The following is a 22,991-nucleotide window of genomic DNA, read 5'->3' as shown; positions in this document are numbered from 1 at the left end:
CGGAAGAAAGGCCGGCCCTGGAACATAAGGCACCGGCAAAATACCCGAGGAGGAGACAATGACGTTGCAACCATCCCCTGCGGCGGCCCGGCCGCGTGTGGGCCGACGTAGCGACCCCGGCCGGCTCATGCAGGAAATTTTGATGATCGCCCCTGCCGTTCTGCTTCTGGGTTGCTTCCTTATCGCGCCGTTCCTGCTGTCGTTCTGGACGTCGATGACCAATCAACCGCTGGTGCCGCGGCCGACGCCCGTCCGCTTCATCGGACTGCAGAATTTTGTCCGCATCTTCAGCGATCCACTGTTTTGGACTTCCTTATGGAATGTAACCAGGTTCACCATCTGGATACTTCCGGTCCAATGCGGAATGGCATTCGCCACAGCGCTATTGTTGCATCAGAAAATACCGTGCCGGAATCTGCTACGCGGCATGTTCTTTCTGCCCGCTATCACATCGATGGTCGTCGTCTGCGTTATCTGGGGCACGCTCTTCCAGTATCCCAGCGGGCCTTTGAACCAGATCGTCGGATTTCTTTCGGCCGGGCATATTCAACCGATCGACTGGCTCGGCGATCCCAACTGGGCGATGTTTTCGATCGTGCTTTTGTCTGCGTGGCAGGCCTACGGCTTCCAGATGATCGTCTATCTAGCCGGTCTTCAGGGAATCCCCGACGAACTCTACGATGCCGCAAGGATTGACGGAGCCGATGCAATCCAGCGCTTCTGGCACGTGACAATGCCCGGCTTGAGGCCAACGCATGTGTTCGTGCTGTTGATCACGACGATCCAGGCGTTCAAGCTCTATACACAGGTCGCCATCCTGACCCAGGGCGGTCCGAGGGGCAGCACCGAGACCGTCGTCCACTATATGGTGAGAACCGGATTCGAGCAGCAGAAACTGGGCTACGCCTCCGCCGTCTCGGTCATCCTCTTCACCATCGTTCTTGTGATCGCGCTCCTGCAGCGCCAAATGTTGAGGCGTTTTGATGTCTGACATCGCTCTTGCTCGGGTTGTGCCCGTTGAACGCTCCGGCAATATATCGTTGCGCCTCGTTCAGACCGCCTGCATCTTCATCATTGCACTCGTCGTGATTTCGCCGCTCTTCATGCTGTTGGTGGCGAGTCTCAAAGACGACCGCTTTCAGATCCTCGCCGACATGGGGAGCTTTCGAGCCTTTTGGGTTTCCAACCCAACGCTCGCCAATTTCCAGGAAATCGGGCATTTCTCTGGTGAACTTGCCTACGGCCGCTATCTCGTCAATTCGCTGCTGATACTCACCGTCACTGTGGCCTCGGGACTTGTCGTCAATTCCATGGCCGGGTTTGTTCTCGCCTGGGGATCGCTGCGCGGCAAGGCGGTGCTGTTGTCGCTCGTCGTCGCGCTCTACGTCATCCCGCAGGAGAGCATCATCATGCCGCTGGTCGTAATGATGTCGCGGGCCGGCATGACCGATACCTTCGCCGTTCAGATCCTGCCCTGGGTGGCAAGTCCGCTCTACATCTTCCTCTTCTACCAATTCTTCGCCCAGCTTCCGAAGGAGCTCTACGAAGCGGCGGAAATCGATGGTGCTTCGATCTTCCGCATTTACCGTTCGATCTATCTGCCGCTCAGTCTTCCAGCACTTGCCACGGTCTCCATCCTCATGGGGATCGAAAGCTGGAACCAGTATCTGTGGCCGACCCTCGTTACGCAGACCGATTACGCCCGGCCCATCGCTGTCGCTATCGCCACCTTCTTTGGCCAGGACAGCATCTACTGGGATCGCGCCATGGCTGCCTCGGTTTTGATGATGATCCCTATCCTTGCCCTCTATCTCGCGTTTCAACGCTGGTTCGTGAGCTCATTCGTCGGCTCTGCCGTGAAAGGTTGATTGATGATTTCCCAGGCAATGTCCATTCCCCCCGTATACATCGTGCAAGCAGACCTTGACGCTGGAGCAGTCATTCACCTCTGGCTGAAGTCGCGGCGAACGGATCATCCCGCCGATCTAAGGGTCAGTGTCGACGGCGTCGAGCTGGCCAATGTCGTTACGACCCGAACAGAGGAGTTTGAGTTCAGCGAAGTGGAATTGTCCCAAGGTGGAAAAGCCGAACTGAGCTACAACCCATCAGACGCCGCAGTCTCTCTCATTTACACGTTCCACCCGCTGACAGTTCGAAATGAGGGCATTTGCGTTCTGCACCATGCAGCAGAAAACGCGCCGCCGGAGGTGACGGACAACTACCATTTCCGCCCTCCCTTCGGCTGGATGAACGATCCAAACGGTTTCGGTCGCTTTGATGGTCAGGTGCATCTCTTCTACCAGCATTATCCCCATAGGCTTCGCTGGAATACGATGCATTGGGGGCACGCGATCACTAAAGACTATATCCGCTGGAAGCATCTGCCGGTTTTCCTGTTCCCATCGGACGAACTCTCAAAACGAGACGACGGACGCGGCGGCGCATTCTCGGGTTCAGCGATATCGGCAGCCGGGTCTGAGGGTGGCGTCCGCGTCTTCTTTACCGAGCAGATGCGCGACCGCCAGCCAGAGGAGCAGATCCAGCTGACTGCTTTGAGCGTTGATGGTCTTGTCGCAACGGCACCGTCGGTCATCTTGCCACAACGGCCCGACGGATTGGACCTGACGCTCGATTTCAGAGACCCCTACGTCTTCAAGGGGCCGGACGGATACTGGAAAATGCTTCTCGGCAGTCGCGATAAGTGCGGCGGCGTGGTTCTACTCTATGAGACGCTCGATCCAGAGGGGGAAAACGGCTGGACTTTCATCACCACATTGCACCGAGAGAACCGCTACGGCATGACGGCCGCGGAATGTCCCTGCATGGTGCCGCTGGGCGACATCAACAATCCGCAAACGCGCTGGGCGTTGATTTTCGGCCTCCTTACCAGCCGCGACGCGATAACTGGCCGCCGCAATATGACCAGCGTCACGGTTGGCCGGTTCAATGGCCGCGGCTTCGTGCCTGAAGTCGAGCAGGAGCTCGATTTTGGCTCCGATGCATATGCGTTCCAAGCTTTCGTTGACGACGGCGGACCAGTCGGAATTGCCTGGCTTGCAAACTGGACGGATGTCTCGAAGAAGGACGACTTTGCAACCGCCATGACCCTGCCACGCCGGGTCCTATGGGACGGAGCTGCGGTGCTAACGCCCCCCGTCGAAAGCGTCGTCAGCCTGCGCCATTTGGCGTTGGACGCAAGCCGTCTTGCGTCCGGCCAACAGTTGACATTGGAAAGTGGAGCCGTCGAGATCGAGCTCGATCTCGACGCACCTGGTGCACCGTTCGAGCTAGGTTTCGGCCATGCCGATATCGACCTTGGCGTGCGACTCGACGCCGATGGATTGGCAATCCTGTTCACCGATCGAAGTCGCAAGACCACACCACGCTATCTCGCGGCCGGTGCGCGACCGTCACAAGTGCGCATCTTCCTTGATGCCGGCTCGATCGAGGTCTTTGCCGACAACGGTCGCTGGACCGGAACGAAGCGCTTGCCGAGCTTTGCCGGCGTCCGCTCGGTGGCGCTTGTGGCCGGCTGCCGCGCGATTTCGGCTGCGCGTATCTGGCAACTCAAGATCTGATGCGAAAGGGACGGATTGCTATTACTGCATCGGTCGCAGTTGACAACGCCGGAAATTTGGACGCTTGCAGGAAGCAATCTTCTGCGCCGGTTGGGGGGTGGTAAGGCGTGAGGATATCCAGATCGCGCGACACTGTGATTCTGGCAACATTCAACTACTATGGCCTTCTCTTATTCCGAGGAAGAAACATGAGCCGCGCCGTCGTCATCGTCGATCCATTGCCACGGACCCTTGACCTCATCATGGAGCCCGACGTCCGCTCAAGGTTGGAGCGGCTGGGGGAGGTCGTCGTTTCCGAGGAACAACAGATGTCCGGGGAGCTCGTGGACGCGCTTCTGCCAGATACCGTGCTGATCTTCGGGCAGACGGACATGCCAAGGGAGCGCTTGGATCGAGCACCGAAATTGAAAGCGATTATCAACGTCGAATCCAACTTCTTGCCAAATATCGATTACAAGACTTGCGTGGAGCGCGGAATTTGGGTCATCACGCCAGCTGCGGCATTCGCCTCCCCGGTCGCCGAGGCGGCTTTGGCGATGGGCCTGGATCTCGCACGTGGCATCACTCAGGCGGACCGAGATTTCAGGGCAGGGGTCGAACAATATGGGTTGGCCGGAAACGCAACAACCTTCAGGTTCGCTGGAGCGCCTGTGGGTCTCATTGGCTTCGGCGACCTTGGGCGACAATTCAGAGAGCTGATCCGGCCGTTTAAAAACACTGTTCGGGTTTTCGATCCGTGGCTTCCTCGGGAGATCGTCACAAACGCAGACTGCGTTCCGAGTTCTATGGAAGAGGTGTTGACGGAAAGCCAGCTGGTTTTTGTCTTTGCCAGCGTGACGAGCGAAAACCAGTCATTCCTGGGCAGGCGCGAGTTCGCCATGATGAAGGAGGGCGCCGCTTTTCTTCTTATGAGCCGCGCCGCAGTGGTGGACTTTCCGGCTATGTTGGCCGCTGCTCAATCTGGTCACATCCGTGTCGCTACCGATGTCTTTCCTGAAGAGCCGGTGCACGCAAATGATCCGGTGCGATCTGCTCCAGGAATGCTTCTTTCGGCGCATCGCACCGGTGGAACGCGCGACGCGTTCTATGCTCTGGGCTCCATGGCCGTTGCCGATGCCGAATTGATAATGAGAGGGTTGCCTCCGCAACTTTGCCGGCGGGCAGATCTGGCAACGGTCAATCGGCTGCGGTCGAAACCTGTGACTGTCTCCTAATAGCCAGTCTGTACCGCTCCAGCAGCGGCCAGTCGCAAAGTTGGTCGATGATGGAGCCGAGCCCCTTCTTCGTCCCCGAGACGTCGCCTTTATGGTTGCTCATCTTACCTTCCGACAGAAGCAGGATGATCGGCCATCCGTCTCCGCCGCATACGGTGTGGAGCTTTGACTTCAGTCCGCCCTTTGGTTCGCTCGATACGACGGGGAACATCCCCTTTTTAAGGAGGCTCGCCGCAGTGCGGTGGGCTTTCCGACGCGTCGCGTCGATAATGATGCGCTCGGCTTCAGCCCTTCGCCAGCGAGCCGGTGAAGATGCGGTCGAACACGCCAGGCGGCTCCGGCATGAAACGGTTGTAGAGTGTCTTGTACGAACCCTAATTTAGCCCGCCGGCGCGTCCTTCCACTGGAGACCGTTGCGGATCACGTCGACGATCCCGCTCGCCACCCGCCGGTCGTCGAGGCGCGCAACACCATGTGAAAGCGGGAAATGCGGCCATATCCGTGCCATGTGGCACTCGGTCAGCAAAAACAAACCACCCATCACGGCCCCCTTCTCGGAAGCCGAGAATCCCATCTCAAGTCAAATTAATAGGTCCTGAGCCTAGCTCGGTACGCCTTTGGGAAGGCCCCCTCATTCCGCAGGCAAAACGAGCGACAGTCAGGCAGTGCCTTTCGCATAGTCTAGGTCAATCAATCTCACCTAATCGAGCAAGACCTCGATCTTTTTTGGAAGTAAAATTCGCGTATATTAGTAATATTGAATTGTGCCGAGACTTCCATTTCTTGCTGCAGACTGCTCGCGATTTGGCAGGAGCATGTTTGCAGTACACGTCATGCCTGGGAGAAGCATCGGCTGATGCTTTTCGCCATGGAACGCGTGCTCTCGTTTGCTTGGTGATCATACCCGTCAGGCTGGCTCTTTTGTTTGCGGCAGCGATGTCGCGGCGATCTGATCGAACGATGTCTACACAAACGCCGGGTAGTGGACCGATCTCGGTAGCAGTTTCTAACAGTCAGGGACTGCTTCAATTGGTGCCCGCATTCGTGAGCATCAGGAGTGACCCATCGAGGCATAATTTCAGCAAGTGTACGGGAGGAACGGAAATGAACATGAAAAAGCTGATTTCTCTGGCGTCGGCTGTTGCGGCCCTCGCTCTGACGGCCGGTTCAGCGTCCGCGCAGCAGACGACGGGGACGATGGGCACGCCGAGCGCGACAACCACAATCGACGGCCGGCAGCTACCGCCGCCGGACCCAAGCTTCGGCGGCGTCATCACCAATGACGCCGTGCTAACACTACACGAGCATCGCCACGGGACCTGACCATCGGTAGAGCCGATGGTCAGGCGGGGATGCGGCCGACAGGCTCTGCATCACTGAAATGGCAGCTAGGACCGTCCTGGGCGTCTAGCGAACGATGATGCGTTGCACGGTGTGGAGTCCCATAGCTACCGTTTGTTGCTAACTTTTCCCTTCAAGAGTTCCGCTGATCCATTTGAAATCGCTGTGCTGGCTGACAGAGGACGACCTCAAATCTCACGCATGTGAAAGGCATGCGACGATCGAATGCGGACGTATTTGCCAAATAGGCATCGCCACAGGGAAGTCTTGCGCGATTTCGAGGACGATGCTGATCTGATGCTGTCACCACATCGAAGGAGGGGTCATTCAGCGCAAAAACTGCTCGACCTTGGTTCGGGCAGGCGAGTACACACATGGTGCCGATGCCCGACGAGAACAGAGCAAATTGCCCGACGATTGCCCTTAACGCAGTTTCGATGGTTGTTCGCTCTGAGGAACGATGCTGGCGGGATTGCTGTTTTCAACAGACGAAGCGCACAGTTTCAGCGCAAGGTCGAGCTTGGTCGATGTTTTGTGACGGCGTCGGTCTTCGAACAGTCTCAGGATCTTCGTGAAAACGTCTCTGTCTGACGCACCAATATGTGACAAGGCCGCAAACAGCGAGGCCGGTAGATCGCGAAGGTCATCGTGCCCGTGGCTCTTGATCGGGTCCCATGCCTCGAAGTAGAGGCCCCGAAGCACGAGTGGCAGATCGTTGCCAACCTTGGCATTGTCGTCCACCGAAAGCCTGTCACGCACCGCGTGCAGGCTTATGCGCAACACTTCGTATGCGACGCGCTGCTCGCAGCCGAGTTGTTCTGAAAGCTCTCGGATCCAAACGGCTGCTTCCTGCGCGGCATCCGGAAAGGTGAGAACGGGACTGTAACGCATTCGCCCCCCTAACGTCGGTTCATTGCACACGTTGTGCTGCAATGGTGAACCTCTCGGTAACTGCTGTCCTTGACCTTCGTCAAACTATACTCGGCTCCCAGCCTGACGTGCGAGATACCCGCCACATCATGATCCTCGAAGTCACCGTCGCCTCAGCGCCGGTTGCGGCCCGCATGGTACATGACTTGACAGGTCCCGAACCTGAGGATGCCACACGAAACGCGCGGAATTCCTCCTGGCAGCCATACCGATCCGCAGCGCCGAAACCAAGTCTTGAGAGCAATCCGGGCTAGCTTGGCTCGACTATCCCCCCGAGCCACCCAGTCCCTGCGAATCCGGGGTCCGAGCCAGTATCAAATCCTCCGGAAAAACGTAGATCTTCTCCAGCATACGGTCTAGCAGATCCAGTTCACTGAGCAGGGCAGGCCGGCGCTCGTCGGGCAAAACCTGCGATGCGTACTCGATCACCGCGCGCAATCGACGGGCGATCTGGAAGTTTTCTGCGCCATACAGGCGGATCTCGCTGAAGGTCAACTGCACGAAATCCTCCCAGTTCGGCGTTCTGCGGATGAGCCGCAACTTGCCCGACGTGTTTCGGATCTCCTCGCCGAGCAGGTGCCTTCCACCCACGAAGCATAGGAGACGTTGAAGCTGGTCGATCGAAAGGACGGCCGTCGTGGGATCGTTGATGGCTTTTGATAAGGCCTTGATGCCGATATCAACGATGATCCTGAACGCAAACGTCGAATCCTGCTCGAGGGTCCGCTCCGGTCCGAGAGCGACCAAGGCTTTCAACCTCCGTTCGTCTGGCAAGCTTTGGCCGTACAGGCGGAAAAGAGGTTCGCCGGTTCCGACGAAATCGCCGACCCTCGGCACAAGTTCGATGATCGAGTCCGTCCGTTCGGCCAGGGCGACGAGGGCCTTCATATTGACAGCGACGACGATCGCAGGATTAGCCCGATGGAAGATGACTTTGTCAGGCACACCGACGAACGGAACGCGATCGTCATGCGAGCCTTCGTTACCTGCAAGATCGGGATACACCTCCTCGATGACCGAATGCCCCTGCTCACCGACCCTTGAGATGATGCTGACAGGACGCAGCAGCCGCGCCGCGTAGTCAATTAGGTAGAGAAAGGCTGCAATGGACAAAAAGCCCAGCAGGCCGGCCATCCCGGAAGCGCCGTGGGGCACAGTCGTATCGAGTCTCGAAAGGGCGCCGGTCGCGAAGAGTAGCGTAAAAATGAACAGACCGACGGTAAACCGGATGGCGTTGTCCCGAAGAAGTGTCGTCGCGATGATCCTGGGTGTCAACTGACCGCCGGCGACCTGAATCGCCACGAGTAGTGAGCCGAATGTGAAGACGACGAACGTCAAAGTCATCGTGATGATCGTCTCCAGCATCCTTTGTGTGCCCGCTACTCCCCAAGGCCATACGTCGACCCATGGGGTCCAATCTCCGAAAGCGTAGACCAGACGGATCGCGGCGACATAAAGGAGCAGGGCGATGAACGGAACGATCCACAAAGAGGATCGGACGTAGCTTCTGAAACTGTACCAGTGGTTCCAACCCATCGGCATATCTCGCAGTTGGAGGCTCAACGAACGTGTGTACGAGAATGCCTGATCGCCCGGAATGGACATTGACGCCGATCAACACGGGGACGTTTTTAGTTTGATCTAGCTCAATGTCTGCGAATGGTCTGCTGCTAGCCTGCATTCGTGACTTCCCGGCACCCGGTCGAGCCGAGGGCGGACGTCGCGATCGAAAATTCCGGAGAAGGCCGGGACCAAGGCCGAGGTCAGCAGCCATGGCGAACAAGCCGAGATACGTCTGCGTCCCCACACGTTACGGCCTCTTCAGCGTGGTTGATACTGCTAGCGGCTCGCCCGCCGAAGTGGGCGCCACGACGGTTCTCCTCACCCGAAAGGAGGCGCGCCGCCTTATCATGTGGTTGAACGGATGCGGCGTGGACACGAAATTCGGGCAGCGGACTATCGTACCGGACAGATCGAAATCGGATCGAGAGTACGAGGGGGAAACGCAATGGCCCACGCAGAAGACTTCGATGAAACTGTCAAGGCGCCTTCAAAGCCGGACGTGCAGGCTCAGCTAGAGCGGATTCTGGCGAGTGGTGATCTGTGCCTTCCCGAGCGCGCGAGAAGCTTTTTGCGATACGTCGTCGAGGAGACGCTCGCCGAGCGATCTGAGTATCTAAAGGCCTACACGATCGCTGAGGCCATTTTTGGAAGATCCAATTTCGACGCTCAAAACGATCCGGCCGTACGCATCGAGGCGGGCCGGATAAGGAGAGAGTTGGAGCGGTTCTATCTCCTGTCGCGGCAATCTGAACCTGTCCTGATCACAATTCCGAAAGGCGGCTACGTTCCCTCTTTCAGGGCCAATCCGGAGTGTAAGGGAAGGTCCGCCGCGCAACCTGCTAGGACAGAGGGCCGGTCGGCACTCTCTGCAAAGCCATCGGTTGGCTTTATGGCGACTGTCGTCGGCCTCTCGTTCATTGGGATTGCAACGATGTCCTTGCTCTTACGCCCTGGATTTTCGACCGAGACGGCACGCAATCTCGTCAACGAGCCGCCAGCGCCGACGGTCATCGTGGAACCCTTTGCCGCGAGCGGGAATGGCCAGACAGAAAAAGTGTCTCACTATCTGAGGGACGAGATCCTCGTCAAACTCGTCGCCGCAAAAGGATTGACCGTCATCGCGACGCCTGATGCGCTCAACATTTCGGTGGGTGAGCGTTATGTCCTGCAGGGGAGCGTAAGGGGAAGCGAAGCACTCGTTCGATTGACGGCTCGCCTTGTGCGACAGGCCGATGGAGCGGTCCTGTGGTCCGACGGCTACAATTTGGAGCAGCGCTCCGACGCCCCGATAGGGCCGGAGGAGGCGGTCGCAGTCCAAGTCGCGCGCGGTATCTCCGTGCCGCTCAAGATCGCTTCTCCTTCGCCGCTGCCCACAATGCCGCCGACAGATCATAAGACACCGCCTGCGATCAGTGGACCGCGGGTGTCGGCATTTACGGGCGCGGAGCCTAAGTCCCAGGCGGGCAACATGGAGGCTCGTGCTGCGATCGATGGCCCGTCCTTTTAGCCGGTCGATGCTATCGCTCCTCGGCATCGTTTCGCGAACGCTCATGTCCCCCAGACTGCGCTTTGCTCACCGCGCCTTTGCGTGCCGACGATACACATGAGGTCGTCCGGAGAGTGTTGGAGACGCGCCGATAGCCGTCGACGAGCCCGAGCGCCTGTCCGGCATCGTGATATCGTCTGCCATTGTTGCTCTCCTCAATGAAGTCCATGTCGGCTAATGACGGCGAGGGCCTCGTCTGCGATGACCTGCTCCTCGTCGCTGGGAATGACGAACGCTGCGATGGCACTGTCCTTGGCGTTCAGGACAGTCGCATTCATCCTGTTGGCGGCCTCGTTCAGCGAAAGTCCCATCCACGACAGGTGCCTTTCGATTCCTTTGCGGATTTCCGGCTGGTGTTCTCCGATGCCTCCAGTAAAGACCAGCGCATCGACGCCGCCTATCGAAACCGCCAGACGGCCGACCTCGCCAGCAATTCTGAAGCAGAACAGATCGAGAGCTTCCTTGGCAGCCGGGCGGAAGTCCTCCAGGAGCGCCTGGGTATCGCCACTTATTCCGGAAACCCCCAGGAGGCCGCATCGATTATAAAGGAAGTCCTCCAGTTTGTCGGCATCGGGAAACTCGGATCTGAGTAGATGGATCACCACGCCAGGATCGAGCGCTCCCGGCCGTGTTGCCATCGGGATGCCATCGAGCGCGGAAAATCCCATGCTGGTGTCGATGCTAACGCCATCGACCATGCCGCAAAGGCTTGCGCCGCATCCAAGGTGAGCGCAAACGACTCTCGCGCCGCCAATGTAAGGTGCAAATTTCTGAAGATAGGTGGCTATGTATTTGTAGGAAAGGCCATGGAAGCCGTATCGACGGATGCCCGCGTCGTGCAATGTGCCGGGGATGGCGAGCCTGGTCGCGAGGCTGCATTGCGAGGCGTGAAAAGCCGTGTCGAAGGACGCCGTCTGCACGACCGATGGATGCAAGGAGAAGACGGCGTCGATCACGTTTAGCGCCTTGGGTTGATGAAGAGGGGCAAGCGCCGTCAAACTTTCGATTTGTGACATCGTGCTGCCGCCGAGGAGTGTCGGCCCTTTGAAAATCAGGCCTCCATGGACGACGCGGTGGCCGACAAATCCGATGTGACAGTCACCGTGCAACAGGCGATCGAGAACGTCTGAGATCAAGTGGATGCCAATGCCGTCGGCGGCACCTGGCAGAGCGATCTCCCGGCAGTCTTCGCCCACCTGATACTTCAGCCGCGAGCGTTGTCCGAGAAACACTGTGCCCCGGGCAATGGGCTTTGCGCATCCGGAACTGATGTCGAAAACGCCGATCTTCAGGGTCGACGACCCGGCATTGAAGGCAACTCCAACTTCCCTGTTCATATTGAACCTCGCTTGCCCATAGCTATCGGGAGCCGGCCTCTGTCACGGCGGATGCCAAGATCTGCAGCGCGTAGTCTGCGGTCGCCTTCTCGTCGTCCGCGCAGAGCTTCAGAGAACGGCATCGATGCTTCAGGTCCCGCAGGATCCGGCTCCGAACTCTCTCCACGACAGGCGCATGTTCCTTCCTCAGAAGCTCCTTGAGGCAAGCGACGGCGACTAGCTCGGACACCAAGAGCTTGCCTTCAACTTCGCCCTGGCTGGGAACGGCGAAATGTTCGCCGCCTGGTTTGAAATCCCGCTCAGTTGACAACATTTGGATTCTCCTTTGCCTTGACGGGTTCTTCGTCTGGATCTAGCGCGCGCCTCATTTTTCGAAGGATGACGGCCCGACTTTTCTGATCGGCGGCTTTGTTCAGACACTCGGACAGATCGAGGACGAAGCTCTGGAAGTCGTTGTGCCAATCCGGGCGGCCAAGCTGCTCGGGTGCAAGCCGGATACGAGCCCTATCCTCGATCAGGCGAGCGCCATCCTTCGTGAGAACGAATCTATCATCGAGCCGAGGCTCCATCACGGGAACCTTCAGGATTTTCGCCAGTCGTCTCGTCAGAGCGCTCCGCGCTGCTGGCTCGCCGTGAACAAGGAACACTCCTTTTGCGATTGGCGCTCGCGCAAAAACCCATTCCTTAAGATCGCTGGCGTCTGCGTGCCCGCTATAGGCATCGAAGGCTATGATCCTCGCGTGCACCAGGATCTCGTCGCCCTGGATACGCACCACGCGGGCGCCGTCTTGGAGGATTCGGCCGAGGGTTCCTGCTGCCTGGAAGCCCACCAAGAGAACCGTGCACTCCGGTCGCCAGAGCCAGTTGCGTAGCCGGTGCCGGATGCGGCCTGCTTCGCACATGCCGCTCGCCGCAATGATGATATGGAAGCCGCGAACGAGATCGAGAGCCTTCGACTGCTCTGCCGACTCGGTGAACCTGACGTTCGGTGCGTCGAGTGCACGTATGAACGCGGCGGCGTTCACAAGCTCTCCGGCCTGAGCTTTAAACACTTCGGTCGCTCTGGAGGCTAGTGGCGAGTCGATCATGATCGGCGAACGAGGAATACTGCCGCCGTCCATCAACGCGATGAGATCGGTCAGCACCTCCTGCGTACGCTCCACAGCAAAAGACGGGATTAGCAGCGCGCCATTTGGGTTGTGGGCCTTGGCCACGATCTCTTTCAGCCGATTGCGGCGGGCGTCCTGCGTGTAATCCTCGCGCTCACGGTCGCCGTATGTACTCTCGCATATGAGATAGTCGATGCCCACGGGGGCTTGCGGCAGCCCTTCCAGCATCTTGTAGCGAGTGCCGATGTCACCCGAAAAGAGAAGACGCTGCGAACCGTCCGCTACGGCCACCTCGATCTCGATCGAGGCCGATCCGAGCAGGTGTCCGGCATTCCAGAAGCGGAACCTGATCCCGCCCACCGTTTCTCGCCACTGCTGGTACGGAACGAATACAAACTGCGGCATCAACATGCGGGCGTCGTCAGCCGTGTAAATGGGCTCGACGGGCTCTCGCGATCGTCTCCGGTTGCGGCGGTTGAGCTGCTTGACTTCGGATTCCTGGATGTGTCCGCTGTCCTGCAGCATGACGCCGCACAGTTCCATGGTTGGTCGTGTGGCATAGATCGGTCCGCCGAATCCTTCCTTCGCGAGTTTGGGGAGCAGGCCGGCATGATCGATGTGGGCGTGTGTCAGGAGAACGGCGTCGATCCCCGTCGGATCGAAGGGGAAGGGCCGGTAGTTGAGTTCCTTCTCGCTCTTAGAACCCTGGAACATCCCGCAGTCGATCAGAACTCGGCAATTCGCGACCTCGAGGAGGAAGCAGGAGCCGGTGACCGAACCGGCCGCGCCATGGAATGATAACTTTGGTTCCTGCATGTTCCACCTATGCGCTTAGCAGAGAGATCATAGGAGAGGAGGACAGGTCTTCCTTGACGGAGATCAATCTGTGAACGAGGTGTCGGACTAATCTCGGCTCTTAGAGGCGATCCTGTTCGCCGACCGGCGGCGGCAGTGCTACCCCGTAGTAGGGGTCGATCCAGGTCAGGTGATCCGTGATCGCTTTCACGCCTGGAGCATTCTCGGCGGCGACCTTCGCAGCGAGCCGCTCGCGTTCATCGAAGATTGTTCCGGCAAGTTCGGCCACGCCATTTCTGACCTGGCAGCGGATGAAGCCGTTTCTGCTCCAGCTTTGCTTTGCCAGCTCTGCTGCGACTGCCCGCTGGATCTGAGCATCCTCAATCGATGGCACCGAAGGTTCTCCCATTCTCGTGAGCGCACGAAGAAGGTCAGAACGAGAAATGATGCCGACAAGCCTGCCATCGGCGATTACCGGCAGTCGTTTGACATCGTTTCGCTCCATCAGCCGGACGGCATCGGAAAGTTGCGCCGTGGGGGCTACCACGACAACATGCGTGTTCATCACTTCCTCAACACGGCGCCCATGAGCACGCACGTATTCGTCGGCAATCCTGCCGGGGCTGGCAAGCCAGCTTTGCAGCCACGATCGCTTTCGGTCCGTGTCGAGCTCGTGCCGCCGCAAGAAATCGCCTTCAGTGATAATGCCGACGAGTACGCCTTTGTCGTCCACCACGGGCAGGCCGCTGATCCGATTGGCAAGCATGATATCGGCAGCCTCCAGCACTGTGGAGGATGCGCCGACGGTGATCGGGGAGGGTGTCATTGCATTCTCGACCAGCATTTCTGTTTCTCCTGAGTAGAGCCAATTCTTGGATCTGTCTCTCCCTCGCGACGCTCCGCGCAAGAGGGACGGCCGACACAGTCCTGCGTTTGCACGAGGCACGCATTGACGGAGGTCAAAGATCCGCCCGTGCCTCCCGGTGGGTCAGCCACATGCCTGGGAGCATCGGCATCCAGAACGACATTCCCCGGAAGATCAGCGTGGCTGCAAGAGCAGCTTCGATGCTCACTCCAAGCACGTGAAGGACTGCGATGCAGCCTCCTTCGAACGAGCCCAGGCCGAGCGGGATAGGTGAGACGGTTGCGACGACCGACGCGAGAACGAAGGCGAGAAATGCAGGGGAGGGACCAATGCTCACTCCGAGCGCTCGCACGGCAAACCAGAGGGTGGTCGCATCCAGAACGAAAATCGCCAGTTGAAAGAAGATTGTCGGACCCAGCACCCTCGGGTCGCTCGCCATGTCGGTCCGAACCTTCGCAAGGGCTTTTGCAAGACGCGCCACCAGCGGCCTTCCCAGGAGCGACCTTGGGATCCAACGCCCCTTTGTGATCGTGACAGCGACGAGGAGGACGGTGATCAAGATAATGATCGCTGCAAACATGATCGAGAGCCATTCCCAAGTGCCGCTGAGATCGCCGGTCGACCACAGCAGGACGAAGGCAAGCGCCGCCGTCAGGAAGTAGGCGGCATAATAGGAAAGGGCAGCTATCAACAAGGCGGTTACGGCGATGGAAGATGAAATGCTTCGCCGCACGAGGCCGCGGGCGACCAGCAGGCTTCCGCTCAGGCCGCCAGTGGGGATCGCCTGGTTTGCGAAAAGCTCCATGACAGCCAGTTTGAGAAGGTCCGGAAGATCAAGTCGATAGCCGGCACGCCTTGTGACCACCTGCCAGACGGCGGCGGCGCAGGCATAGGTCGCAAGTTGGCAGGATAAGGCGGCTGCTATCCAAAGCGGACTTGCTGCCTTCAGCACGGCCAGCAGTTCGGCGATGTCGGCGACGTGAAGCAAAAATCCCATCACGCCGGCAAATATCAGCGCGCCAGCGAACCAGCCCATGACGGTGCGTCTAGAGGACTGCCCAGGTTTCAGAAGCAGGTCGTCCGATCCAGCCGACTGTCCCTTCGCCTCAGCCAACGGTCACCTCCGTGGTCGTCGCCGTCTTGGGAGCTGTCGCCTTCCGTTTAAGTGGCGGAAAGTCCTCGGGCGTGATCGTCTCGCGCTCGAGCAGCAAGTTCGCACCGATGGTTAGGTCCTCCATTCTCGCCGACAAAAGCTTCTTGGCCTCTTCGAACGCACCATCGATCATCCCATGAATGGCGACGTCCACCTGACGGGCGGTGGCCTCCGAATAGTCCCTGTCGTAGGCGCCGGGGTGCCCGTCGTTCAGCCACGCCAGCCGACGAGGCTCCAGAACGGCTTGTCCGACCTCGCTCATGCCAAACCGTGTGACACATTCTCTGGCTATATCGGTCGCCTTTGCAAGATCGTCTGCAGCGCCCGTCGAGACCTCGTCGAAGACCAGGGCCTCCGCCGCCCTCCCGGCGAGCAGCGCGATGATCCGCTCCTTGAGTTCGCTCGTGGTGATCAAGAAGCGATCTTCGGTTGGCCGCTGCAGCGTATAGCCGAGAGCTCCGATCGACCTTGGGATGATCGACACCTTTTGAACCGGATCCGTCTTCGTAAGCGAGGCCGCAGCCAGCGCGTGGCCCATCTCGTGATAGGCGACCCGTCTGCGTTCGTCCGGCGTGAGCATTCGACTTCTGCGTTCGGTTCCGACGACGATCCGTTCGACCGCCTGTACGAAGTCCGCCATGGTAACCGCGGCCGCATTCCGGCGCGTCGCACATATCGCCGCCTCGTTGACGAGGTTTGCGAGATCCGCTCCCGTGAAGCCTGGTGTGACGCCAGCGACATCATCCATCTGCAAGCCGGGCTCGATTGTCACCTTCTTCGCATGCACCGACAGGATTGCCGCACGCCCCTTGCGATCGGGCCGCTCTACCACGACCTGCCTGTCGAAACGCCCTGCGCGAAGCAGTGCCCCGTCAAGAATCTCGGGGCGATTGGTTGCGGCCAACAGCACGATGCCCACGCGCGGGTCGAAGCCGTCGAGCTCAGACAGAAGCTGGTTGAGGGTCTGCTCCTTTTCATCGCTTCCGCCAAATCCACCGACTTGGCTTCGAGCACGCCCAAGCGCGTCAAGCTCGTCGATGAATATGATGCATGGCGCGGCCTGGCGAGCCTGCTGAAAGAGATCGCGCACCCGCGCGGCGCCCACGCCGACGAACAACTCGACAAACTCCGATCCGGAGATCGAGAAGAAGGGGACGTCGGCCTCTCCGGCGACAGCGCGAGCCAGAAGCGTCTTGCCCGTTCCAGGCGGCCCGACGAGCAGGATGCCCTTTGGAATGTGAGCGCCGAGACGCCCGTAGCGCTCCTTGTCTTTGAGAAAGGACACGATCTCCTGCAACTCGGTCTTTGCCTCGTCTGCACCGGCCACATCGTCGAAGGTGACGCCGGTTGCGCGTTCCATATACACCTTGGCCTTCGACTTCCCGATGCTGACCAGGCCTCCCATGCCTTGCTGTTCGGCGATCCCACGAAAGACAAAAAGCCAAAGACCGAACAGCAGGACGGTCGGGATTGCCCAGGAAAGCATTGCGGTGAACCAGTTGCCGTCGGTGCCACCGGAGACCTCGACGCCAGCCTTCTCGAAAACCTCCGCGGCGAGCGGGTCGACGCGAGCGGAGACGAAACGGGTCTTGCCGGACTGCGATTCCTTGAAGACGCCCTCGATCGTCGTTTCCGTCACTGTCACCGACCGAACCTTGCCTTCGGCGACCATTCGCATCGCGTCGCTGTAAGGCACATGCGCAACGTCACGCGAGGCCAGCCAGAATGCGACCGATCCCCAGATCGCCAGGGCGGCGACCAGATATCCGATCCGTATGGCCTTCTCGCGCTTCATCGCAGTTCTGCCTCGCTGTTTCATCAAAGGTTCTTTGCACATCCGCTCCCTGCATTCCTTGACCTTGGTCAAGGTAGGGCTGCCGATGAGCAATTGGCGAAAAGACGATGAGCGCAGTTTCCTCGCCGAATTTTGACAAGGATCAAAGACGCGAGACCGACCTGCCGTAGTATTTCGGTGAGGAGGAGGAATACTATGTTCGCAAAGATTCTCATTCCAACGGACGGATCCAGGCTTGCAGTCACGGCCGCCGAGAACGCCATTGCATTTGCCAGAGACGCGAACGCATCGGTCGTGTTCGTTTGCGTGATCGAACCGTTTCGCATCTTCACAACGGACAGCGATAAGCTGGCAGCCAGCCGAGAAGACTATGATCTGCTGTCGGATGAACAAGCCGTTCAATTCCTAAACGAGGTCGAGTTGCGCGCTCGTCATCAGGGAGTTGCCTGCCATACTGTCAAGCTCCGAAGCGATGAGGTGCACCAAGCCATCATCGAGGCAGCCGTTCTTCATGGATGCGATCTGATCGCAATGGGATCGCATGGTCGCGGAGGCGTCGCCGCGCTGATCCTCGGTAGCGTTACGAACAAAGTCCTCAGTCATTCGCGTATCCCCGTGCTCGTATATCGATGAAGGGGTCGGGGGATTTTACCCGCCAACGGGAGAACCGAAATGATCCAAAACACCGACAATATCTATCCCATCCCCTCGAGTCTCCCGGCTGTTGCAGCGGCGGAGAAGCTTCTGGAAGCAGGCGTCGGTTTTCAGGTCCTGGTTTTGAACGCGGCGTCGCTCCTCCAGATCGAGTCCTTCGATTTCCTGATGCGACGTTACCAGCAGCAGGTGAGGTTAGTTGGTGACCTCGTCCGCAGCGCAGGATACAACGACGCTCTCGACGCCATCGGCGACTTCGTTCGAGTTGCTAAAATCGACTACGCCGGCGAAGCGAGCAATATGCTCATGATTGGTTCGAAGTTGGCCTCTGAGGCAGCGCATCGCATGCGCGAGGAGGCCCGTACGACGTTGGAGGACAGCGCTGCGCGAACGGTCGCATAGCCCTCTGATGGCTGTTCCATATCCGTAGAATGCCGCTATTGGATTTGTTGGCGGGGCGATCTGGCTGGCTATCATCATCGACCGCCATCTCGGCATGAACGGCATCCTGAGCGCGTGGCCGATGACGCTCGACGAGTGCCTGATCAGCGTCCGGCGGTACGACAACCCTCTGCTGCGAAGGATCGAACCCGTGCTGCACGAGCAGCTCCAGCGCGAAGACGATCATCGAATCCCGACGCTAGCGAGCCGAGCGCCTTTGGATGGATCTCATCTACCGGGGAAGCCTTGCCGGTCACGAGATCGAGGAGGTCCTCCGGGTCGAGGACAAGATCCCCATCCCGACGCCGCAAACCCGAGCTCTCAACGCGGGTTGCGTGCTTGTCAAATTGCTTTCTTGCAAGATCATACGCCAAACGGATAAGTCTCATCCTCGCCGGTGGTTACCTGTGTCGGCAGTGGAACCACAGCACTTGTCTGATCGAACCACACAATCGCGTCGTACTGGCCGGGCATCGACGCATAACCGTAATGGCTCCAGCGCTCCGTATCTGGCCGATAGACAACGCCAATGTAGCGCTCAAGTCGTGGTTCAGCCATGACGCGGCGAAGATCTTCATGTTTCCCGGCGCGAAGATCCACAAGGAAACGCTCGGTGCCGACGTCATGGCATAGCGCTTCATAACTGTCGGGGCGAGACGGTCGGACGGCCTTGATTTCCATCGGTGCGTCCCATTCCGACGCCGCCGCAACGGTACCGGTATGCGTGCCAAAGCCGATCAGGGCTGCATCGTTTCCGTAGGTCTGTCTACACAACTGGCCAAGGTTCAGTTCACCCCGCTCCATACCCATATCGGTAAATCGGGCGTCTCCGATATGCGAGTTATGTGCCCAAACGACTGCTTTTCCATTTGTGCCTGTCTTCTCAAGGATGTTCTGCAACGTGTTGAACATGTGCTTGTCACGCTGATTCCATGACTCGTGGGCGCCGTAGTACATGGCGCGATAGTAGCGCTCCGCATCTGCTACAAGGAGAGCATTCTGCACGGCATCGAAGAAGTCCGCGCCATCCTGCCTGGCGTACTGAAGCTCCTTCTGCAAAAGATCGATCAGGATCCTTATTATCGGTCCCTCGCATAGGGCGTAGCCTTCACTCAGTGATGCGCGGCCATAGGCGGCCGGCTCTCGCGACCACGGCGAAAGACACGCGTATCGCCCACGCGCCAGTTTCGCGGCCTGAGGGTCGACGCGATCGAGATAGGCAAGCACAGCGGCCATCGATGCCGTCATGTTGTAGAGGTCGAGGCCATAAAATGCGACCTTCTCGCCTGGCGGTTTCAAGGCATTGTGGGCGCGTAGAAATCCAATGAAGGCATCAACATCCTTGTTGCGCCACATCCAGGTCGGAAAGCGGGTAAACGGCATCGGGTTCATCGGCCGATGCGGGCTCCGCCGCACGTAACGGTCGATTGCCGCGGCATCCGGCCAGTCAGCTTCGACTGCGACAATCATGAAGCCGTGTTTCTCGATCAGCCGGCGCGTGATGGCAGCGCGCGCCCGATAAAACTCCGAGGTTCCATGGGACGCTTCGCCGAGCAACACTACACGAGCCTGGCCGAACCGGTCGAAGGCGTCGGCGAAGGCCGGATCGTCCAGCGCGGGCAAAGGCTCGGCGGCGGACCGCAGTACTTCCGCTATCGATGCCTGCGATACTGGCTGCGTTGCTGCGGCCCCGGATCCGTGGCTGAGGGCTTTCGGGGCGAGGTAATGCTGGAACCAAGCAGTTGCCATCCCGGTCACAGCCTCAAGTGCCCCAGGTTCCTCGAACAGATGGGTGGCGCCGGGGACGACCCTCAACAGTTTCTCGCAGGTCAGGAGAGAAAGGGCTTCGCGGTTTAAAGCAAGAACTTGCTCATCATCGCCACCGACAATGAATAGCGTCGGCGCTTCGACCTCGGTCAGCCGTCGCCCGGCCAGATCTGGACGACCGCCACGCGAAACTACCGCCGACACCCGCTCCCGAAGCTCCGCCGATGCTAGCATTGCTGCTCCCGCTCCGGTGCTTGCTCCAAATAGGCCTAACGGCAAATCAGCGATGTCCGGCTCAGCACCGATCCAGATCGCAGCCTCGAGCAAGCGCTCCGCGAGAAGCGGGATATCAAAGACGTTGCGGCGGTCTCCTGCCTCATCCGCCGTCAGCAGATCCAAGAGAAGGGTTGCGAAGCCCGCGTCATTCAAGCTGTCGGCGACAGAAATGTTTCGCGGACTGAGCCGGCTCGACCCGCTGCCATGAGCAAACAGGATAATGCCGCGCGGGTCCGGCGGAACGCTCAAATCGCCGACAAGACCGAGTGGCGGGACAGCAATCTGCCGTTTGCCGGGGCTCGGCTCGGCTTTCTTGGATTCGGTCCATCCCTGCCTCAGAAGTCCAATCGTCTCTTCATCGGTGAGCTGGTGAAAATCCTCGTAAAAGGAGCCAACGCCCCAGAAATCCTTGGCGGGATGAAGGCATACGACCAGGTCGGCATATTGACGCATCTCGGCGAGCGATTCTTCCGGCGCGACTGGAATGGCGAGAACGATTTTTGACGCACCTTGGCCTCTCATGGCAATAAGCGCCGCTTTCGCCGTCGCCCCTGTGGCAAGTCCATCATCGACAATGATTGCGGTGCGACCCTTGGGGTCTACTCGCGCGCGATTGCCGAGGTACAGCGCGCGGCGGCGCTCGAGTTCGACAAGTTCGCGCTGTCGGGCGCGTTCAAGGTAGGCGTCGTCAGCACCACTCGCCAGCCGCACATTCTGGTTGATAACCGTCTCGGGGTTTTCACCATCCACAACGGCGCCCAGCGCGACTTCAGGCGCGCCTGGCGCGCCAATCTTACGGACAAGAACCAAATCGAGGGGAGCATTTAGGGCGCGCGCGATTTCCAGCGCCACCGGCACCCCACCGCGTGGCAAGGCATAGACAACTGGATGATCGAGCCTCGGCTTGACGAGCTTTGTTGCGAGCTGACGACCAGCATCTACCCTGTCCAGGAACTGAAAGTGTTGGTGATCCATCAAATAAATGTGCATGATTGCTAATTTGCTGCATTGAGCGAAATCAAACCACTTTCAAGATCGAGATCCGTTCGGCTTCTCGGCGACGGGTTTGGGATTGACAGTATCCCGACCACGCGATTTTCTACGGGCAGCGATCGAGCTTGATGTGCTTGCATCCGATGAATTGCTTCTTTGATCCTATCATCCGCATGACAAAAGTCCGCTTGCGGCGAGATGACGTGGCGACAGATCATCCATCTCATTTCAAAATCCCCGCGCTCCAAGTCCAGTGCGCGACACTTTGCGACGATGCGGTCGAGCACTACGACGGCTGAGTTTTGGAGGCATCCCCAACTGAGTTGCTGGTTTCACATAGGGCGACGCAGAGGTTTAGTGCGACATCGAGCTTGGTAGGCGTCTCGTCACGGAGACGACTTTCAAATAGACGCACGATCTTGGAGAACACGTTCGGGTCTGTGCAAACGGAGTGTGGCAATGCCGCACGGAGCGACGCCGGTAGATCGTGAAGATCATCATGTCCCTGGCTCTCCATCGGATTCCATGCCTCAAAGTAGAGCCCTCGAAGCAGCGTTGGCAGATCGTTGCCAACCTTGGCATTGTCAGGTGGCAAGCTCTGCGTCTGTGGATAGCCGCCATCGTCACCGGGACTATTGGGATCGGATGGTGGGCAGGTCATCAGCCAGAAAAGAATGTTCACGTGCAACAGAGCACGGCGAACGCCGCGACAGGCGCGATCATTAAGGCGCCGAAACACCCCAATCCTCAACGCGGAGACCAGGCACGCGATCGAATTCACGCCGGTTGTTTGTGACCAGGATAAGGCCTCTTGAGCGTGCGTGGCCGGCAATCAGTTGGTCGTAGGGCCCGATGGGAGTGCCATGGCGAGCAAGCTCGGCGCGCAACTGACCCGTATGGCTTGCCGCCATTTGGTCGTAGCTTAGGACCTCCAGGCGCGCAGAGAAACCTTCTACAACAGACAGGTTCCTTTCAGGCATGGCCGACCTTTCCGCGCCATAAATCAGCTCCATCAAACTGATCGAACTGATGCACAATTGGCCGTGGTGGCGGTTGAACGCTTCGCGAACTTGCTGCGGTCGGTTCTTCACCGTGAAGATGCAGATGTTCGTGTCGAGCATATATTTCAACATCAGAAGGCTTCGCGCTCCTGCGACGCTGGCTGACCCCGTTCGTTCATGAAGTCGGCTGTGGCAGCTTCGCCGTCAAACCAACTGTCCCAAGCCTCACCGGCCGGCGTTATGATCCGTGTACGCCCGACTGCAACAATATCGACACGCTTCACATCGTCAGGCAGGGCGACGGCCTTGGGCAGCCGAACGGCCTGACTCCGATTGCTCTGAAATACTGCGCCTCGCTCCATATTCACGACCTCCATGCGCTGGATATACAATCAGCATATCCCAGATAGTTACCTATATGGGATATGTCAACAGGATATACATGAGAGACATTTGGGCCGAGCCGTCAGCTGCTTGATGGTGATGATCCGGCCCATGGTCAATCACAAGTCCCAGGCGGTGGCCCTCCCGCTTCCCCTTCGGGCCGCTACGCCGAAGCTCGGCAAGAATTCCCGAAATCCGGCCGCAAGCCGGCGCTACGCTGATTTCTCCGACGCACTTCGTTGTTTCCGG

Annotated in this window: 20 protein-coding genes; 8 read left to right on the top strand and 12 right to left on the bottom strand. The window is 58.8% G+C overall.

Going from position 1 to position 22,991, the window contains the following annotated elements; translation table 11 throughout:
* Window positions 1-58: 58 nt before the first annotated feature.
* From ATY79_RS00505 to ATY79_RS00490, 4 genes are all read left to right on the top strand, one after another.
* Complete coding sequence (locus ATY79_RS00505) at window positions 59-991, top strand: sugar ABC transporter permease (protein ID WP_088702588.1); 933 nt, start codon at window positions 59-61, stop codon at window positions 989-991.
* A complete protein-coding gene (locus ATY79_RS00500; protein ID WP_088702587.1) occupies window positions 984-1,868 on the top strand; it encodes a carbohydrate ABC transporter permease in 885 nt (294 codons plus the stop codon). The genes ATY79_RS00505 and ATY79_RS00500 overlap by 8 nt, the downstream gene beginning before the upstream one ends.
* 3 nt (window positions 1,869-1,871) lie before the next feature.
* Entirely contained in the window at window positions 1,872-3,578 is a 1,707-nt protein-coding gene (locus ATY79_RS00495) for a beta-fructofuranosidase (RefSeq protein WP_088702991.1), read from the top strand.
* A 188-nt stretch (window positions 3,579-3,766) separates the two neighbouring features.
* Window positions 3,767-4,792, top strand: coding sequence for a hydroxyacid dehydrogenase (locus tag ATY79_RS00490; protein WP_088702586.1), 1,026 nt, complete (start codon window positions 3,767-3,769; stop codon window positions 4,790-4,792).
* Between the two features lie 379 nt (window positions 4,793-5,171).
* Here the strand turns inward: ATY79_RS00490 and ATY79_RS00485 are convergent, their stop codons facing one another.
* The gene (locus ATY79_RS00485; protein ID WP_189637933.1) at window positions 5,172-5,333 is read right to left on the bottom strand and encodes a transposase; all 162 of its coding nucleotides are present in this window, start codon (window positions 5,331-5,333) and stop codon (window positions 5,172-5,174) included.
* Between the two features lie 569 nt (window positions 5,334-5,902).
* Between ATY79_RS00485 and ATY79_RS00480 the strand changes: the two genes are divergently transcribed.
* Window positions 5,903-6,115, top strand: coding sequence for a hypothetical protein (locus ATY79_RS00480; RefSeq protein ID WP_189637950.1), 213 nt, complete (start codon window positions 5,903-5,905; stop codon window positions 6,113-6,115).
* 441 nt (window positions 6,116-6,556) lie between these two features.
* Here ATY79_RS00480 and ATY79_RS00475 read toward each other — a convergent pair whose 3' ends face one another.
* Both ATY79_RS00475 and ATY79_RS00470 read right to left on the bottom strand, forming a co-directional pair.
* A complete protein-coding gene (locus ATY79_RS00475; RefSeq protein ID WP_088702583.1) occupies window positions 6,557-7,024 on the bottom strand; it encodes a DUF2267 domain-containing protein in 468 nt (155 codons plus the stop codon).
* A gap of 303 nt (window positions 7,025-7,327) precedes the next feature.
* Entirely contained in the window at window positions 7,328-8,599 is a 1,272-nt protein-coding gene (locus tag ATY79_RS00470; protein WP_088702582.1) for a DUF2254 domain-containing protein, read from the bottom strand.
* 472 nt (window positions 8,600-9,071) lie between these two features.
* Here ATY79_RS00470 and ATY79_RS00465 point away from each other — a divergent pair, with 472 nt between their 5' ends.
* Complete coding sequence (locus ATY79_RS00465; protein WP_088702581.1) at window positions 9,072-10,133, top strand: hypothetical protein; 1,062 nt, start codon at window positions 9,072-9,074, stop codon at window positions 10,131-10,133.
* A 194-nt stretch (window positions 10,134-10,327) separates the two neighbouring features.
* Here the strand turns inward: ATY79_RS00465 and ATY79_RS00460 are convergent, their stop codons facing one another.
* The 6 genes from ATY79_RS00460 to ftsH form a co-directional block, all read right to left on the bottom strand.
* Window positions 10,328-11,509, bottom strand: a complete 1,182-nt coding sequence (locus tag ATY79_RS00460; protein WP_088702580.1) for an acetate/propionate family kinase — start codon at window positions 11,507-11,509, stop codon at window positions 10,328-10,330.
* A gap of 22 nt (window positions 11,510-11,531) precedes the next feature.
* Window positions 11,532-11,822 carry a hypothetical protein gene (locus tag ATY79_RS00455; RefSeq protein ID WP_088702579.1) on the bottom strand — a complete coding sequence of 97 codons (291 nt, stop codon included), beginning with the start codon at window positions 11,820-11,822 and terminating at the stop codon, window positions 11,532-11,534.
* On the bottom strand, window positions 11,809-13,434 hold the full coding sequence (locus ATY79_RS00450; RefSeq protein ID WP_088702578.1) for an MBL fold metallo-hydrolase: 1,626 nt from the start codon (window positions 13,432-13,434) through the stop codon (window positions 11,809-11,811). The genes ATY79_RS00455 and ATY79_RS00450 overlap by 14 nt, the downstream gene beginning before the upstream one ends.
* Window positions 13,435-13,534: 100 nt before the next feature.
* A complete protein-coding gene (locus ATY79_RS00445; RefSeq protein ID WP_088702577.1) occupies window positions 13,535-14,257 on the bottom strand; it encodes a CBS domain-containing protein in 723 nt (240 codons plus the stop codon).
* Between the two features lie 115 nt (window positions 14,258-14,372).
* Window positions 14,373-15,392: a lysylphosphatidylglycerol synthase transmembrane domain-containing protein gene (locus tag ATY79_RS00440; protein WP_245312284.1), complete on the bottom strand. Its 1,020-nt coding sequence runs from the start codon at window positions 15,390-15,392 to the stop codon at window positions 14,373-14,375.
* Entirely contained in the window at window positions 15,385-17,226 is a 1,842-nt protein-coding gene (ftsH, locus tag ATY79_RS00435) for an ATP-dependent zinc metalloprotease FtsH (RefSeq protein ID WP_088702575.1), read from the bottom strand. The genes ATY79_RS00440 and ftsH overlap by 8 nt, the downstream gene beginning before the upstream one ends.
* A gap of 195 nt (window positions 17,227-17,421) precedes the next feature.
* Between ftsH and ATY79_RS00430 the strand changes: the two genes are divergently transcribed.
* Both ATY79_RS00430 and ATY79_RS00425 read left to right on the top strand, forming a co-directional pair.
* On the top strand, window positions 17,422-17,859 hold the full coding sequence (locus tag ATY79_RS00430) for a universal stress protein (protein WP_088702574.1): 438 nt from the start codon (window positions 17,422-17,424) through the stop codon (window positions 17,857-17,859).
* A 39-nt stretch (window positions 17,860-17,898) separates the two neighbouring features.
* Window positions 17,899-18,282, top strand: coding sequence for a hypothetical protein (locus tag ATY79_RS00425; protein ID WP_088702573.1), 384 nt, complete (start codon window positions 17,899-17,901; stop codon window positions 18,280-18,282).
* Window positions 18,283-18,684: 402 nt separating this feature from the next.
* Here the strand turns inward: ATY79_RS00425 and ATY79_RS00420 are convergent, their stop codons facing one another.
* From ATY79_RS00420 to vapB, 3 genes are all read right to left on the bottom strand, one after another.
* Window positions 18,685-21,354, bottom strand: coding sequence for an erythromycin esterase family protein (locus ATY79_RS00420; protein ID WP_245312283.1), 2,670 nt, complete (start codon window positions 21,352-21,354; stop codon window positions 18,685-18,687).
* Window positions 21,355-22,079: 725 nt separating this feature from the next.
* A complete protein-coding gene (gene vapC, locus ATY79_RS00410; RefSeq protein WP_088702572.1) occupies window positions 22,080-22,490 on the bottom strand; it encodes a tRNA(fMet)-specific endonuclease VapC in 411 nt (136 codons plus the stop codon).
* Window positions 22,490-22,720 carry a type II toxin-antitoxin system VapB family antitoxin gene (vapB, locus tag ATY79_RS00405; RefSeq protein WP_088702989.1) on the bottom strand — a complete coding sequence of 77 codons (231 nt, stop codon included), beginning with the start codon at window positions 22,718-22,720 and terminating at the stop codon, window positions 22,490-22,492. The genes vapC and vapB overlap by 1 nt, the downstream gene beginning before the upstream one ends.
* Window positions 22,721-22,991 lie beyond the last annotated feature (271 nt).

Origin of the sequence: Rhizobium sp. R693 (assembly GCF_002211315.1) — a bacterium.
Lineage (GTDB): Bacteria > Pseudomonadota > Alphaproteobacteria > Rhizobiales > Rhizobiaceae > Rhizobium.
This window is presented reverse-complemented; position numbering and strand designations above follow the sequence as displayed.